This window comes from Streptomyces odontomachicola (genome assembly GCF_039605595.1).
GTDB lineage: Bacteria > Actinomycetota > Actinomycetes > Streptomycetales > Streptomycetaceae > Streptomyces.
In genome coordinates this window covers 285,865-300,086 of record NZ_JBCFOK010000012.1, presented here as the reverse complement: position 1 = coordinate 300,086, position 14,222 = coordinate 285,865, and the positions used below count along the sequence as shown (strand labels likewise).

At 71.2% G+C, this 14,222-nt stretch carries 16 protein-coding genes; 4 read left to right on the top strand and 12 right to left on the bottom strand.

Annotated features, from left to right (window positions below):
- Nucleotides 1-88: 88 nt before the first annotated feature.
- The 6 genes from ABEE00_RS22970 to ABEE00_RS22945 form a co-directional block, all read right to left on the bottom strand.
- Nucleotides 89-1,753 carry a threonine/serine exporter family protein gene (locus tag ABEE00_RS22970; protein WP_451918644.1) on the bottom strand — a complete coding sequence of 555 codons (1,665 nt, stop codon included), beginning with the start codon at nt 1,751-1,753 and terminating at the stop codon, nt 89-91.
- A 303-nt stretch (nt 1,754-2,056) separates the two neighbouring features.
- On the bottom strand, nt 2,057-2,815 hold the full coding sequence (locus ABEE00_RS22965) for a MerR family transcriptional regulator (protein WP_345747501.1): 759 nt from the start codon (nt 2,813-2,815) through the stop codon (nt 2,057-2,059).
- A 172-nt stretch (nt 2,816-2,987) separates the two neighbouring features.
- A complete protein-coding gene (locus ABEE00_RS22960) occupies nt 2,988-3,608 on the bottom strand; it encodes a PadR family transcriptional regulator (protein ID WP_345747500.1) in 621 nt (206 codons plus the stop codon).
- Nucleotides 3,609-3,719: 111 nt separating this feature from the next.
- Complete coding sequence (locus tag ABEE00_RS22955; protein WP_345747499.1) at nt 3,720-4,301, bottom strand: DinB family protein; 582 nt, start codon at nt 4,299-4,301, stop codon at nt 3,720-3,722.
- Nucleotides 4,302-4,387: 86 nt separating this feature from the next.
- Nucleotides 4,388-5,845 carry an aldehyde dehydrogenase family protein gene (locus ABEE00_RS22950; RefSeq protein ID WP_345747498.1) on the bottom strand — a complete coding sequence of 486 codons (1,458 nt, stop codon included), beginning with the start codon at nt 5,843-5,845 and terminating at the stop codon, nt 4,388-4,390.
- 213 nt (nt 5,846-6,058) lie between these two features.
- On the bottom strand, nt 6,059-6,898 hold the full coding sequence (locus ABEE00_RS22945) for a helix-turn-helix domain-containing protein (RefSeq protein WP_345747497.1): 840 nt from the start codon (nt 6,896-6,898) through the stop codon (nt 6,059-6,061).
- Between the two features lie 343 nt (nt 6,899-7,241).
- Between ABEE00_RS22945 and ABEE00_RS22940 the strand changes: the two genes are divergently transcribed.
- On the top strand, nt 7,242-7,760 hold the full coding sequence (locus ABEE00_RS22940) for an ATP-binding protein (protein WP_345747496.1): 519 nt from the start codon (nt 7,242-7,244) through the stop codon (nt 7,758-7,760).
- Between the two features lie 115 nt (nt 7,761-7,875).
- On the opposite strand, the gene ABEE00_RS22935 is transcribed toward ABEE00_RS22940, so the two are convergent.
- The 5 genes from ABEE00_RS22935 to rpmG all read right to left on the bottom strand — a co-directional run bounded on the left by ABEE00_RS22935 (nt 7,876) and on the right by rpmG (nt 10,398).
- Entirely contained in the window at nt 7,876-8,115 is a 240-nt protein-coding gene (locus ABEE00_RS22935) for a DUF397 domain-containing protein (protein WP_345747495.1), read from the bottom strand.
- Nucleotides 8,116-8,407: 292 nt separating this feature from the next.
- Nucleotides 8,408-8,647: a 30S ribosomal protein S18 gene (rpsR, locus tag ABEE00_RS22930; protein ID WP_345747494.1), complete on the bottom strand. Its 240-nt coding sequence runs from the start codon at nt 8,645-8,647 to the stop codon at nt 8,408-8,410.
- 64 nt (nt 8,648-8,711) lie between these two features.
- The gene (locus ABEE00_RS22925) at nt 8,712-9,926 is read right to left on the bottom strand and encodes a CobW family GTP-binding protein (RefSeq protein WP_345747493.1); all 1,215 of its coding nucleotides are present in this window, start codon (nt 9,924-9,926) and stop codon (nt 8,712-8,714) included.
- Nucleotides 9,926-10,177 carry a type B 50S ribosomal protein L31 gene (locus ABEE00_RS22920; RefSeq protein ID WP_345747492.1) on the bottom strand — a complete coding sequence of 84 codons (252 nt, stop codon included), beginning with the start codon at nt 10,175-10,177 and terminating at the stop codon, nt 9,926-9,928. Before ABEE00_RS22920 ends, ABEE00_RS22925 begins: the two co-directional genes overlap by 1 nt.
- A 56-nt stretch (nt 10,178-10,233) precedes the next feature.
- The gene (gene rpmG, locus ABEE00_RS22915; protein ID WP_345747491.1) at nt 10,234-10,398 is read right to left on the bottom strand and encodes a 50S ribosomal protein L33; all 165 of its coding nucleotides are present in this window, start codon (nt 10,396-10,398) and stop codon (nt 10,234-10,236) included.
- Nucleotides 10,399-10,475: 77 nt separating this feature from the next.
- Here rpmG and rpmB point away from each other — a divergent pair, with 77 nt between their 5' ends.
- Together rpmB and rpsN are read left to right on the top strand one after the other, a co-directional pair.
- The gene (gene rpmB, locus ABEE00_RS22910; protein WP_345747490.1) at nt 10,476-10,712 is read left to right on the top strand and encodes a 50S ribosomal protein L28; all 237 of its coding nucleotides are present in this window, start codon (nt 10,476-10,478) and stop codon (nt 10,710-10,712) included.
- A 13-nt stretch (nt 10,713-10,725) separates the two neighbouring features.
- Nucleotides 10,726-11,031 (top strand): 30S ribosomal protein S14, encoded by a 306-nt coding sequence (gene rpsN, locus ABEE00_RS22905; protein WP_345747489.1) that lies wholly within the window; start codon nt 10,726-10,728, stop codon nt 11,029-11,031.
- Between the two features lie 72 nt (nt 11,032-11,103).
- Here rpsN and ABEE00_RS22900 read toward each other — a convergent pair whose 3' ends face one another.
- Nucleotides 11,104-11,946 carry a nitrilase-related carbon-nitrogen hydrolase gene (locus tag ABEE00_RS22900; protein ID WP_345747488.1) on the bottom strand — a complete coding sequence of 281 codons (843 nt, stop codon included), beginning with the start codon at nt 11,944-11,946 and terminating at the stop codon, nt 11,104-11,106.
- Nucleotides 11,947-12,133: 187 nt separating this feature from the next.
- Between ABEE00_RS22900 and ABEE00_RS22895 the strand changes: the two genes are divergently transcribed.
- Nucleotides 12,134-14,050 carry an ABC transporter ATP-binding protein gene (locus tag ABEE00_RS22895; protein WP_345747487.1) on the top strand — a complete coding sequence of 639 codons (1,917 nt, stop codon included), beginning with the start codon at nt 12,134-12,136 and terminating at the stop codon, nt 14,048-14,050.
- Nucleotides 14,051-14,222 lie beyond the last annotated feature (172 nt).

Genomic DNA, 14,222 nt, shown 5'->3' with positions numbered 1-14,222 from the left:
GCCTGGCGCCCACCGGGGGCCCCGGCGCCGCCGCGGCCCCCGCTTCCGAGCTGGGCGCGCCCCCGGGGGGACGCCCCCTTCTCGCGTGTCAGAAGCCGCGGGTCCGCTTGGCCGCGCGGCGGCCCGGCAGCGGCGTCTCCACTCCGGGCGACTTGATGAACAGCCGGGCCAGCTCGCCGCCGAGGTTGACCCCGATGGCGATGCCGAGCGCGATGGCGGCGGCCTCGGAGAGGTGGCGGACGCCGTTGTTCATGTCGCCCTGCGCGATGTTGAGCAGCCCGAAGTACGTGGCGCTACCTGGCAGCAGCGGGCCGATGGCCGCGGTGATGTACGGCATCGAGGACACGAACTGGTACCGGGACAGCAACTGCCCGAACAGGCCGACCAGACCGGCCGCCGTGACCGTGGCCGGCACCGGGGGGATGCCGCCGGTGCCGTTCGCCGCGTGCATCGTCATCGCGCCGTACACCAGCCAGGCCACGCCGCCGTTCAGGGTCGCGAACAGCACGGTGGCCTTCTCCTGCTGGAGCATCACGCAGAAGGACAGGGCCAGCAGCATGGCCGCGAAGAGCTGCGTCCACGGGCGCTCGAGACGCTGGATGTCGTCGGGGTTCAGCTCGGCGCCGAGCTTGGAGCCCACGTACAGCACCAGCAGCACTCCGCACACGATGCCGACGATGAGGTACACGACCTCCAGCAATCGCGCCGCCGCCGTTATATAGAAGCCCGTCAGGCCGTCGTGCACGGCGGCCACCAGGGCACGCCCGGGGATCAGCGCGAAGAGCCCACCGGTGATGACCGCGGCGGCCTGTGTCTCGGTGTCCGGGCCGATCTTTATCAGCGCGACCGCGACCCCTATGGCGGCGGGCGGCATCGCGGCGGCGATGAACTGGTAGAACTCCGGCAGCCCGCGCCCCGAGCACAGCCATGCGAGGCGGTCGCCCAGCACCGCGCCGATCAGGGCCAGCACGAAGACCAGCGCGCCGCCGCCCACCAGCAGCGAGGCCGCGCCGGACAGGGTGCCGCTGGCCACGGTCAGCGCCCAGGTCGGATAGGGGTGCCGGTTGCGGCGGATCTCGGCGAGGGTGCGGTACGCCTCCTCCAGCGAGACGTCGCCCTTGGTGATGTCGTCGACCAGCCGGAACACCGCCGCCAGCCGCGTGTAGTCGGTGCCCCTCCTGCGCACCGTGCGCCCGACCGTCACCGGGTCGTCCACCAGCGAGGGCTGGTGGGTGATGTTGAGCAGGGTGAAGGTGACGGTCGGCTCGGTGTTGTTGAGGCCGTACGCGTGCGCCACCCCGTACATCGCCGCCTCGACGTCCTCGGCGCCCTCGCCGCCGGCGAGCAGCAGTTCGCCGATGCGGAGGGTGAGGTCGAGGACGCGGGGCACGGCGGGCCCGCTGTCCGCGTCGTCGCCGCGCTGCGCGCGCTCCGGCTGCGGGCGCTCCACGAGCGGCATCCGGATCATGGCCCGCATCCGGTCCTGCCACGGCCCGCCGGGCTTCACCAGGGAGACCTGGGGAACCCCCTCCGGCGGCGTGAAGGCGCTGGACTGCTCCTGCGGAGGAGACGTCAACAGGCCCTCGGGCACGGCGAATTCGGAGGTGGGCGCGTCGTCCTCGGGAGTCGGCGGCATGGGCACACCCAAGGGAGGAGTGAACGCGCTGTGCGCCTCGTCAGAAACCGGCTTGGCATCCTCCGGGGTCTCCGAAGTCTCCTCAGCCCCGCCGTCCCGCTTGGGCTCCCCGACCACTGTTCTGTCCGCTCCTTAACCGTTGAGACCTACTTGAGATCTGTTCAGACCGTAAGTCTCCGTTTGTTGCCACATGCTCGACGCCCCACCGGGGACTGCTGGTTCCCACTCTGCGCGCTTCTGTCCAGCGCAGCTCACCCGCCCCCGGAATGTCCAGCGGGTTCCACATCCCGGCGCCCTTGACCTCCAAGGACACGGTCCCGTATGGCCCACTCCCGGACACGCGCGAGGGGCTCACCCCATGGGGTGAGCCCCTTACTCCGACCTTGCCGCCGCCGGGGCGTGTACCCGGCGGCCCGCAGGTCAGGCGTGCCGTGCGGCGTTCGCCAGGATCGCGTCCCGCAGATAGCGGGCGAGACCCGGAGCGATCGCCTCGTAGTAGGCGGTGAAGCGCTCGTCGTCCACATACATGTTCCCGAGGCAGCCGTGCAGCTCGTGTCCGCAGTCATAGTGGAACTCGCTGATGAACAGCCGGTGTTCCTCGGCCAGGTCCATCCCCTCCTCGGACCCGGCCTCGACACCCCGCTCCATCGCCCCGGCGATCTTGCGGTGCAGCGCGTCGAGCCGCTGCTGCATCGCCTTCCAGTCCTCCTTGGTGTACGAGGCGGCCCGGAGCTGCGACTGGCGGTACTGCTCGGTGCCGCCCCAGCGCCGCTCGACCTCCTCCGCGTACTGCTCGGGGTCGTGGTCGCCGAAGACCTCGAACTTCTCCTCCGGAGTGAGATTGATCCCCATCTTCCGTGCCTCCATGGCGTGTTGGACGGCGGCGGCCATCTCCCGCAGCTTCCCGATCCGCGACTCCAGCAGCGCATGCTGGCGGCGCAGGTGCTCCAGCGGGTCGGCGCGCGGGTCGTCGAGCAGCACGGCGACCTCGTCCAGCGGGAAGCCCAGCTCCCGGTAGAAGAGGATCTGCTGCAGCCGGTCCAGGTCCGCGTCGCCGTAGCGGCGGTGCCCCGCACCGGTGCGCTCGCTCGGCGAGAGCAGCCCGATCGCGTCGTAGTGGTGCAGGGTGCGCACCGTCACGCCCGCGAAGCCGGCGACCCGCCCGACGGAATAGCCCACGGCCGCCTCCTCCCTCAGCCCTCGTCCGGCTCCGTTCCCGGAACCGCGCGGCGGGATCTCCGCCGCACGTACAGAACGGTGCGCCCTGACGCCGCGTGAGGTGCAAGCCCCTTTCGCACGGGGCAGGGGCGCGGGTCCGTACGGGGCCGGGGCGCGGGCTCGTCGGCGCAGGTCAGGGCGTCGGCTCGCCCATTTCTTCCGGTGGCAGCACGTTCTTGCCGCGCTCGCCCTCGCCCGCCATCACGTACGCGCCGTCCTCCAGCCGCGCGACCAGGCCGCGGGCCCACTCGGCGCCGCTCTCCGCCTCGTGCACCCACAGCTTCATGATCTCGCCGATGTGGCCCCAGGACTCCTCCTCGGCGCCGTCCTGCGGGCTCCAGTGCGCCGCGACCTCGGCGCGCCACTCCTCCAGCGCGGAGATCCGCTGCCGGAGCAGCGCGATCGCCTCGTTCCGCGGCAGGTCGACCAGGAAGCCGACGCCCGAGGTGAGCATGTCCGGCTTCGCGTCGATGTCGGTGAGCGCGTACCGCAGCAGCCTGCCGAACTCGGCCTCGCCGCCCGCCGTCAGCTCGTACTCGGTGCGCGGCGGGCCCCCGGCGTCGCTCGGCGCTGTCTCGTGCGCGTGCAGGAGTCCCTGCTTCGCCATCTGCTTGAGCGCGTGGTAGATCGACCCTGGCTTCGCGTTGGACCACCTGTGCGCGCCCCAGAACTCCAGGTCGTTGCGGACCGTGTAGCCGTGTGCCCGCCCGTGCTGGCGCACCGCGCCCAGCACCAGCAGCCGGATCGCCGACATGTGCTCCCTCTCCGCGCGCGGTCCGCAGCCGTCCGTCCAGCACAGACTAGACGCCCCCTCTGATCAAAGTTGACCAGAGGGGGCGTCAGCGCGCTTCGGGACCGCGCGCGGCTACGCGCCGGCGGACTCCCCCGTGTCCCACGCGTCCGGCGCCTTCGCCGCGCCGGTCTCGAAGACGAGGTCGAAGGCGCCCTTGCCGTCGACCGTCTCGCGGATGATGTCGGCGTGGCCCGCGTGCCGGGCGATCTCCTCGACGAGGTGCAGCACCAGCCAGCGCCAGGAGCGCCGGTCGGCCTCGCCCCAGGGCGCCTTGGGCGTACGGAAGGTGTCGTCCAGCGAGGGCTGGGCGCGCACCGCCTCGTCCACCGCGGCGGCCGCCGCAGCGTGCCGGTCCAGCAGCGCCTGGACCGTCTCGTCCTCGTGGGGCACGAAGCTGTCCTGGAACCGCTGCATGTCCGCCTCGGTGAGCTCGGCCGGCTGCTCCAGCGCCGTGCGCAGCCAGTTCTCCTCGACGACCGCCACGTGCTTGAGCAGTGCGGAGAGCGAGAGCGTGCTCGCGCTGGGCGTGGAGCGCGCCTGCTCCTCGGTCAGGCCGTGCACGGAGCGGCGGATGCCGCCGCGCTGGGCCTCCAGGAAGGCGAGCAGGGCACCGCGTTCGTCCCCGGTCTTCTCAGCAGCAACGAAGGTAGGCATGAACTCTCCCCTGGTTCATGAAGGTTGAAGGGAATGTCCGTTCGACACCCCATAGGGACCTTAGTACCTGGGAGGACGGAGAGCGCCTAGAAGGGGAAACCGCTCCTGCCGTGCTGGACGGAGATCCACTTCGTGGTGGTGAAGGACTCCACCATCTGCTCGCCGTTCAGCCGCCCGAGCCCGGAGTTCTTCTCGCCGCCGAACGGGACGATCGGCTCGTCCGCCACCGTGGCGTCGTTCACGTGCACCATGCCGGTCTCGATGCGCCTGGCCACCTCGACGCCGCGGTCCAGATCGGCGGTGTGCACCGCGCCCCCGAGCCCGTACGGGGTGTCGTTGGCCACCCGTACCGCCTCGTCCGCTCCGTCGACCGGGATGATCAGCGCGACCGGGCCGAAGATCTCCTCGCGCAGCACCGGAGCGTCCGCCGGCACATCGGTCAGCACGCTCGGATACACCACGTTGCCCTCGATGTTCCCGTGCAGCAGGGGCCTCGCGCCGGACTCCACGGCCTGGTCGACGGCGGCCTGCACCCCCTCCGCCTGCGAGGAGTTGATCAGCGGGCCGATGTGCGTGCCGGGGTCCTCCGGGTCGCCGACCTTGAGCGTCTTCACCTTCGCGACGAACTTCTCGGAGAACTCGGCTGCCACGGCGCGGTCCACCACGATCCGGTTGGCCGCCATGCACACCTGGCCCTGGTGCACGAAGCGGCTGAACACCGCGGCGTCCACGGCGTAGTCCAGGTCCGCGTCGTCCAGCACGATGAAGGCGCTGTTGCCGCCGAGCTCCAGGACCGAGCGCTTGAAGTGCGAGGCGGCGACCGTGGCCACGTGCCGGCCGACCTTGTCCGAGCCGGTGAAGGAGATGACCTTCGGCACCGGGTGGGCGATCAGCGCGTCGCCGATCTCCGCGATGTCGGTGATCACGACGTTGAGCAGCCCGGCGGGCAGCCCCGCCTCCTCCAGCACCTTGGCGACCAGGGCGCCGCCGCAGACCGGGGTGTTCTGGTGCGGCTTGAGGACGACCGCGTTCCCGAGGGCGAGAGCGGGCGCCACCGACTTCAGCGACAGGAGGAAGGGGAAGTTGAAGGGGGAGACCACGCCGACCACGCCGACCGGCACCCGGTAGACCCTGTTCTCCTTGCCGTCCACGGGCGAGGGAACGATCCGGCCCTCCGCGCGCAGCGCCAGCTGGATGGCCTCGCGCAGGAACTCCTTCGCCAGGTGGAGCTCGAAGGCGGCCTTGAGCCGGGTGCCGCCCAGCTCGGCGATGATCGCCTCGGTGATCTCCTGCTCGCTGTCCTCGATGATGCGGATCGCCCGCTCGAAGACGAGCCGGCGGGCGTACGGATTGGTCGCGGCCCACTCGGTCTGCGCGCGCTCGGCGGCCCGGTACGCCTGGTCGACCTCGTCCACGGTGGCGACGGTGACAGCGGCGAGCTTCTCGCCGTTGTAAGGGTTGAAGTCGATGATGTCCCAGGAACCGCTTCCTGGCCGCCACTCGCCGTCTATGTACTGAAGCGCCAGGTCCGTGAAGTAGGACATGCCATTCCTTCTGAGGGGGGTGGAAGGTACGAGGCGGTGCTGCTCACTCCGTGCTGTTCGCTGTGTGCTGCTCACAAGCTGCCCACTGTGTGCTGCTCACTCGGTGTACTGCTCACTTCGTGCTGTGCCCGCTGTGCTCCGCGGAATGCGGGGACGGCGGGCACGGCGGCACAGCACCGCGTCGTGCTGATGGCTCGTCATCGTACTGGCGGGTTAAGCGAGTTGGCGGGCCTCGGCCAGATGGTCACGCGTCCGTGACGGAGAGAGCGCCGAGTCGGTGAGCCGCCGCAGCACGTCGTCGTACTGCGCGACCTCCTCGCGCTTGTCCAGATAGAGCGCACTGGTGAGCTGCTCCAGATACACGATGTCGCTCAGGTCGTCCTCGGGGAACCGCAGCAGGGTGAAGGCGCCGCTCTCCGCCGGGTGCCCGCCCTGGTCGAAGGGCACCACCTGGATGCGCACATTGGGCCGCTCGGAGATCTCCGCGAGGTGCTTGAGCTGCGCGTCCATCACGGCGCGGCCGCCGATGGGGCGGCGCAGCGCGGCCTCGTCCAGCACGCACAGGAACTGCGGCGCGCGCTCGCCCAGCAGCAGCTTCTGCCGCTCCTGGCGGAGCGCGACCCGGCGGTCGACCTCCTCGGCGGGGAGGTCGGTGCGGTGGCCCGCGGTCACCACGGCGTGCGCGTAGTCCTCGGTCTGGAGCAGACCGTGCACGAACTGCACCTCGTACGTGTCGATGTGCGAGGCGGCGCCCTCCAGGCCCACGTACGTCTGGAACCAGCCGGGCAGGACGTCGCTGTAACTGTGCCACCAGCCCGCGCGGTTGGCGTCGCGCGCGAGGTCGAGCAGCGGGGCGCGCTCCGCTTCGTCGGTGACCCCGTACAGGGTGAGGAGATCCTCGACGTCACGCGCTTTGAAACTCACCCGGCCCAGCTCCATCCGGCTGATCTTGGATTCGGATGCACGAATCGAATAACCGGCGGCCTCACGGGTGACCCCGCGCGTCTCGCGCAGCCGCCGGAGTTGGGACCCGAGCAGGATACGCCGGACCATCGAGCCACTTGAACTGTTTTCCGGGGTTCCCCCGGATTCGCCGCCACTTGTCGGTTTCGCGTCCATTCCGAACAACCCTCCACCCTGCTGTGACGGGAAGTCTGCCATCTCCGGGCTCCGTTGCGTGCCCGTGCGATTACACACGATCGAAAGTCTTCCGTGCACGTGCATCTGCCCTTGCATCTGCTGTGCGCTTTGGGAACCATGGGGAACGCGCAAGTGCACGCAGTGCCACCCGAGTTGAGCATCGCGGCGACGCGCAGCGAGAACCGTCCGGGGGAGAGCACAGACGACCGGATCCGCACAGGATCATCACTGCCGTGAATGCCAGGAGTGGCTCGTCATGGGGACCGAAGGATCGACCGTGCTGGAGCCCTTAGGGCAATGGCAGGGCCTCCCGCCGCTCGAAGCCTCCGCGGTCTCCGGCTCTGCCTCCTGCTCCCTGCCGCCGCGCTACGAGGCGGTCAGGAGCGCCCGCGAATTCACCCGCAGCACGCTGCACCGGTGGGGCCTGGGCGACCAGTTCGACGGCGTCGCGCTGGTCGTGTCCGAGCTGGTGACCAACGCGCTGCGGCACGGCCTCACCGGCGCGGGAAGACCGCAGGCCGACGGCGAACCGCCGGTGCGGCTGCATCTGGTGCGCTGGTCGGCCCGGCTGGTGTGCGCGGTGCGCGACCCGAGCGAGGCCGCGCCGGAGACGGCCGAGCCCGACGAGGAGTTCGTGGACTTCTCCGCCGAGTCCGGGCGGGGGCTGCACCTCGTGGAGTGCTTCAGCGACGACTGGGGCTGGCACCCGCTGACCGGTGCGCTGTGCGGAAAGGTGGTCTGGGCGCTGTTCCGCGTCGCCCAGGACCAGGACTGAACGACCCGGTGACCCGGTGAACGACCCGGAGGGCGCCCTGACCCCGCGCCCCGGCCCCCGACAGAGGCCACTCGTGAAGACTCACGAAGACCCGCGATGACCCGTACAGCAGGCGTCAGTCCTGCAGCAGATGGTCGAACTCGCCGTCCTTCGCCCCGAGAAGCATCGCCTCCAACTCCGCCGTCGTATAGACGAGAGCGGGGCCTTCGGGAAAGCGCGAATTCCGGACGGCTATGTCTCCGCCGGGCAGTTTGGCGAACTCCACGCAGGTGCCCTGTGAGTTGCTGTGGCGGCTTTTCAGCCAGGTGACCCCCTGGAGGTCCCTTGCGGCCATGCCGTTGTACGCGTGAGGCACTCGGATCTCCCGGGTGTGAGCTGTGGGGGGTGGCTCATAACGCTCGCCCCAACGGGCAAGGACAAGGTCCCAAGTCCCGTTGACGACCGTCGACTTCGGGGATCATAACCCCTGTTCACATGCGCCTGCATGCGCGTATGCACGTGCACGACGGCCTGTCGCCGCGCCGTTACCGCGCGCGTTCCCTGCTTGGACGGATACGGGCGGCCCCAGGATCCATGACGAACGCGCCGCGGCCGGGGCCTCGTTGGAGAGAGACCCCGGCCGCGGCGCGGAGGTTGCCTGCGCGCGCTCAGCGCGACGCGTACGGCAGCAAGGCCATTTCCCTGGCGTTCTTGACGGCCCTGGCGACCTGGCGCTGCTGTTGTGCGGTGATGCGGGTCACCCGGCGGCTGCGGATTTTCCCGCGGTCCGAGATGAACTTCCGCAGCAATTCCGTGTCCTTGTAATCGACATATGTGATCCCCGCCGCATCCAGCGGATTGGGGCGGTTCTTCTTCGCCGGCTTGCGGTCGTGGGTTCGGCGGGCCATGAACGGTTCCTCCGATGGCGCGAGTTAGGGATTCCGGAGAGTGCCCGGTGAGTTCCGGGGAGTATTACGAGACCGGGTCGAGCAGTTCGTCGAAGGCGGTGGGAAAGCCGCGCCAGGACTCCGGGCCCCCGGCGTACTCCGCGTCCGTCAGCAGGCAGGAGTCGAGCAGCGAGCGGAGGCCCTCGGCGTCCAGGCCGTGCGCGGTGAAGACCAGGTGCTGCGCCCTGTCGCCCTCCTCGGGGTCCCAGTCCATGGCGGCGGCCGCACGGCGTACCGGCGGGACCATCTCCCAGGCCGCGTCCGGCAGCGAGGCCAGCCAGGGCCCCGCGCTCTCCACGCACAGCGCGCCGCCCGCGGCGTCCCAGGCCAGCAGGGTGTCGGGCCGGTCGGCGAGCCAGAAGCGGCCGCGGCTGCGCACGGCGGCGCAGGTCAGGTCCTCCAGCGCGGCGTACAGCCGCTCCGGGTGGAAGGGCCTGCGGCGGCGCCAGACCAGGGTGGCCACGCCCTCCTCGTCGGCCTCCTGGGGCAGCAGCGCGCACGCCGGGTGCTGCCTGGCAGCGGCGGCGTCCACGTCGAAGCCGACGGTGGCGGCCCGTACGAAGTCCGGTGTGCCGGTGCTCACGTGGTCGGCGACCGGGTGGAGCTGGGCGAGCAGCGCGAGGTCGGAGGGGTCGGCCTCCTCGGCGCCCTCCGCGATGGCCAGCACCGGCGCGTACTCGAGCTGCCTGGCGAAGGTGTCGGCCACCGTGCGCTGGTCCGATGGCGCGGCGGCGAGCCCGGCTTCGGCGAGGTCGTCGCCGCAGGCCAGGTACGGGATGAGCAGCGCGGGGTCCACGGCGGTGAGCACGCCGGCGAGCCGCAGCTCGGTGCCGGCGTGCGCGGCGACGACCTCGGCCATGGCCTTGGGCTCGACCGAGTCCCACAGCTCCACCACGGCGAGCTCGCACCCGCCGCTCTCCGCGAGGCGCTCCAGCTCGGGCACCAGGTCCTCGCGGAGCGCGCAGCAGGCGCAGTCGTTCACGAGCGGCGCCTCGCCCTCGTCCAGCAGGCCGCTCGCCGAGCGCACGGTCCTGCGCACGGCGCCGGCGGTGGACGCCGCGGTCAGGTCGTGGTGCAGGGCTACGGCGCCGGGCGCACCGGCGAGCAGCCGGTCGACGGCCTGGCGCCTGGCGTCCGCGTGCAGGCCGCCGACCAGGACGACGGGGAGGCGGGTGCGGTCCTGGCCGGGGCCCTGGTCGCGGGGCTGCTCGTGGTCCTGGTCGCGGTCGCGGGGCTCCATCAGCGGGCCCGCTTCCCGTACCGGCGCTCGAAGCGCTCCACGCGCCCGGCGGTGTCCAGCACCTTGGCCGTGCCGGTGTAGAAGGGATGGCTCGCCGAGGAGACCTCGACGTCGATCACGGGGTACGTGGCGCCGTCCTCCCACACGACGGTCTTGTCGCTGCTCGCGGTCGAGCGGGTCAGGAAGGCGAAGTCGGCCGCCTTGTCGCGGAAGACGACGGGGCGGTACTCGGGGTGGATTCCGGGCTTCACGGTGGCTTTCTCCTCTCGGGGCCGCGCCGCGGGGCGCGGCCCGACGCTGTGCGGCGTCAGCGCTCCTCGCGGAAGGCGACGTGCCGCCCCGCGACCGGGTCGTACTTGCGCAGCACCAGGCGGTCCGGGTTGTTCCTGCGGTTCTTGCGGGTGACGTAGGTGAATCCGGTGCCGGCCGTGGACCGGAGTTTGATCACCGGGCGGAGTTCGTTGCGGGCCATATGGGCTACTCTACACAAACGAAAACCGTTTTCATCAAGAGCTCGACGAGAGCCCAGAGCAGAGAGGAGGCGGCAGGGTGTCCGCACACTGCCAGCTGACCGGGCGCGGTCCCGTGTTCGGCAACAACATCTCGCACTCGCACCGCCGCACCCGCCGGCGCTTCGACCCGAACATCCAGTCCAAGCGCTACTGGCTGCCGAGCGAGCGGCGCCACATCCGGCTGCGGCTGAGCGCGCGCGGCATCAAGACGGTCGGCGCGATCGGCATCGAGGCGGCGGTCGCCCGGATCCGGGCGCGCGGCGAGAAGGTCTGAGGGGGCCGGCACCGTGGCGAAGAAGAGCAAGATCGCGAAGAACGAGCAGCGGAAGCGGGTGGTCGCGCGGTACGCCGCGCGCCGCGCCGAGCTCAAGGAGCTGATCCGCGACCCGGCGACGCCTGAGGAGCAACGGCTGGACGCGCAGCGGGAGTTGCGCCGCCAGCCCCGCGACGCGAGCGCGACCCGCGTACGCAACCGCGACAGCATCGACGGCCGCCCCCGCGGCCACCTCCGCACCTTCGGCCTGTCCCGCGTGAATCTCCGCGCCCAGGCCCACGCGGGTTACTTGCCCGGCGTACGGAAGTCGAGCTGGTAAAGCAGCGGCGGCCCCTCCCGTCGGAACGGGAGGGGCCGACCCCTTCTGCGCATCGCCTGCGTACCGCCGCTCCTACGTGTCTCCGCCCTCGTCGATCAGGCGCCGGACCTCGCGGTCCACCAACCCCAGGCGTGCCTCGGCGACCAGCGGGACCGCCCGGCGCTGGCGGCGCGCCTCGTGGACGTCGATGTCGACCGTGAGGAGGCTCGGCTCCCACTTCGGGGCCTGCGCCACGACCGTGCCGCGCGGGTCGATCACGCGCGAACCGCCCCAGAAGGAGGCGCCGTTCTCGTTGCCGACCCGGTTCACGAAGACGACCCAGCACTGGAGCATCTTGGCGGTGTAGGCGAGCAGGGTGTCCCAGTAGTACGTGGTGTCCATCGCCTCGGGGTCCAGGCTCGCGGCGCTGTTGGTCGGCACGAACAGCACCTCGGCGCCGTCCTGCACGGCAAGCCACGGCAGCACCGGCTGCCACGCGTCGTTGCACACCAGCGTCGCGCCGCGGCCGCCGCCCTCGTGCGGCAGGTCGTACGCGCGCAGCGACTGCCCGGGCGAGACGTGCTTGCGCTCCTCCCACGCCAGGTAGTTGGGCAGGTACAGCTTCCGGTGCGCGTGGTGCAGCGTGCCGCCCGCGTAGTACGCCGAGGTGTTGTACGCGCGCATGCTGGTGTGTTCGTGGAGCCCGGGCAGCACCGCGGGGCCGAGCGTGGAGAGTTCGGTGACCCGGGGGTCGCGCACCTCGACCGAGGTGTCCTTGCTGAGTCCGCCCAAGTGGTAGCCGTGCAGGCTGAGTTCGGGGAAGACGACGACATCGGCGCCCTGTTCGGCCGACTGCTCCACCTGTTCGCGCGCCGTGGCCAGATTGACCTCGACATCGCCCAGTTCGCAGTCGGTCTGCGCCAGCGCCACCCGCATCGCCACACTCCTTCCGTACCGCTCCGTACTGCTTGCTGCGAACGCGTACCCGCGTACCCGCGATCGTGCCATCGCACGGGCGCCCGCCCCTTCGCGGCGCGCGGGCCGAAGGCGGCGCCGAAGCCCGCATCGAAGTCCGCACCCGGGGCCTTGACTTGAAGTTAGCTTCAAGTCCTAACTTCACAGCATGAGCATGGAGATGACCGCCTGGCACGCGCTCTACGCGTCCCGCCACGCAGACGAGGACCGCCACCCCTTCTCCCCCGCGCTACTGAAGCGGATCGTCCGCTTTGCCCGCCCGCACCATCCGAAGCTCCTCGCCTTCCTGGTGTTCAGCAGCCTGCTCGCGGTGTTCGCGGTGGCCACCCCGCTGCTGGCCGGAAAGGTCGTGAACGTCATCACCCGCGGCGACAGCCCCTCCGCCGTCCTCACGCTCGCGGGGCTGATCGCGCTCATCGCGCTCGGCGAGGCGGGCGCGGGCATCCTCAGCCGCTGGCTCTCGGCGCGGATCGGCGAGGGTCTGATCCTGGACCTGCGCACCGCGGTGTACGACCACGTGCAGCGCATGCCCGTCGCGTTCTTCACCAGGACCCGCACCGGCGCCCTGGTCAGCCGGCTCAACAACGATGTGATCGGGGCGCAGCGCGCGTTCTCCAGCACGCTGTCCGGCGTGGTCAGCAACCTCGTGATGCTGCTGCTCACGCTCGGCGTGATGCTCAGGCTCTCGTGGCAGATCACCCTCATCGCGCTGGCGCTGCTGCCGCTGTTCGTGCTGCCCGCGCGCCGGATGGGCGCCAGGCTGGCCCGGCTGGAACGCGAACGCGCCGAGCACAACGCGACGATGAGCACCCAGATGACCGAGCGCTTCTCGGCGCCGGGGGCCACCCTGGTCAAGCTGTTCGGGAGGCCGCGCGAGGAGTCGGCGGAATTCGCCCGGCGCGCGGGGCGGGTACGGGACCTGGGAGTGCGCACCGCGATGGTGCAGGAGGTCTTCGTGACCGCGCTGACCCTGGTCGCGGCGCTCGCCCTCGCGCTGGTCTACGGCCTCGGCGGCTACTACGCGCTGGCCGGTTCGCTGGAGGCGGGCACCGTGGTCTCCCTCGCGATGCTGCTGACCCGGCTGTACGCGCCGCTCACCTCGCTGGCCGGCGCGCGGGTCGAGGTGATGAGCGCGCTGGTCAGCTTCCACCGGGTCTTCGAGGTCCTGGACCTGCGGCCGCTCATCGAGGAGCGCCCGGACGCCGAGGAGCTGCCCGAGGGGCCGCTGGACGTGGAGTTCGACGACGTGCGCTTCGGCTACCCCGCGGCCGACAAGGTCTCGCTCGCCTCCCTGGAAGAGGTCGCCACGCTGGACACCCGCGGCGGCGAGGAGGTGCTGCACGGCGTCTCCTTCCGCGCACGCCCCGGACGGATGGTCGCCCTGGTCGGCTCGTCCGGCGCGGGCAAGTCCACCGTCGCCTCCCTCGCTCCGCGGCTGTACGACGCCGACTCCGGCACCGTACGGATCGGCGGCAAGGACGTACGGGGGCTGACCGCGGCCACCCTGCGGCGCTCCGTCGGGATGGTGACCCAGGACGGCCACCTCTTCCACGACACCATCCGCGCCAACCTGCTGCTCCCCCGGCCCGAGGCCACCGAGGCCGAGCTGTGGGACGCGCTGCGCAGGGCGCGCCTGGACGGGCTCGTCGCCTCGCTGCCCGACGGTCTGGACACCCTGGTCGGCGAGCGCGGCTACCGGCTCTCCGGCGGCGAGCGCCAGCGGCTGACCATCGCCAGGCTGCTGCTGGCCAGGCCCAGCGTGGTGATCCTCGACGAGGCGACCTCGGCGCTCGACTCCACCTCGGAGGCCGCCGTGCAGGAGGCGCTGACCGAGGCGCTGGCAGGACGCACCTCGCTGGTGATCGCGCACCGGCTCTCCACCGTGCGCGCCGCCGACCTGATCCTGGTAATGGAGGAGGGGCGGGTCGTGGAGCGCGGCACGCACACCGAGCTGCTCGCGCGCGGCGGACGGTACGAGGAGCTGTACCGGACACAGTTCGCGGCGGAAGACGCAACAGGAGGCGCGGTCGGAGGCGGCGAACCGCTCGCCGCGGCCGCGGACTGACACACCGTCGGATTCCGCGGAAACCCCGTACAGCCCCCTTCCCGCACGGAATCCGCGCCGCAGGACGCGGCGCGGAGGTCCGCTCGCGGCGGCCTCGCCCGTCCGGCCCAGCCCGGCGCGCGGGGCCCTCGCGCGGCGCCCAGCATGACGACTGGACCGCCGTGTCGTGGCG

Bases quoted from the DNA above. Each gene is read 5' to 3' on its own strand.
- ABEE00_RS22960 (WP_345747500.1), bottom strand. From the start codon at position 3,608: ATGTCGGCGATCCGGCTGCTGGTGCTGGGCGCGGTGCGCCAGCACGGG.
- ABEE00_RS22955 (WP_345747499.1), bottom strand. From the start codon at position 4,301: ATGCCTACCTTCGTTGCTGCTGAGAAGACCGGGGACGAACGCGGTGCC.
- ABEE00_RS22950 (WP_345747498.1), bottom strand. From the start codon at position 5,845: ATGTCCTACTTCACGGACCTGGCGCTTCAGTACATAGACGGCGAGTGG.
- ABEE00_RS22945 (WP_345747497.1), bottom strand. From the start codon at position 6,898: ATGGTCCGGCGTATCCTGCTCGGGTCCCAACTCCGGCGGCTGCGCGAG.
- ABEE00_RS22940 (WP_345747496.1), top strand. From the start codon at position 7,242: ATGGGGACCGAAGGATCGACCGTGCTGGAGCCCTTAGGGCAATGGCAG.
- rpsR (WP_345747494.1), bottom strand. From the start codon at position 8,647: ATGGCCCGCCGAACCCACGACCGCAAGCCGGCGAAGAAGAACCGCCCC.
- ABEE00_RS22925 (WP_345747493.1), bottom strand. From the start codon at position 9,926: ATGGAGCCCCGCGACCGCGACCAGGACCACGAGCAGCCCCGCGACCAG.
- rpmG (WP_345747491.1), bottom strand. From the start codon at position 10,398: ATGGCCCGCAACGAACTCCGCCCGGTGATCAAACTCCGGTCCACGGCC.
- ABEE00_RS22900 (WP_345747488.1), bottom strand. From the start codon at position 11,946: ATGCGGGTGGCGCTGGCGCAGACCGACTGCGAACTGGGCGATGTCGAG.
- ABEE00_RS22895 (WP_345747487.1), top strand. From the start codon at position 12,134: ATGAGCATGGAGATGACCGCCTGGCACGCGCTCTACGCGTCCCGCCAC.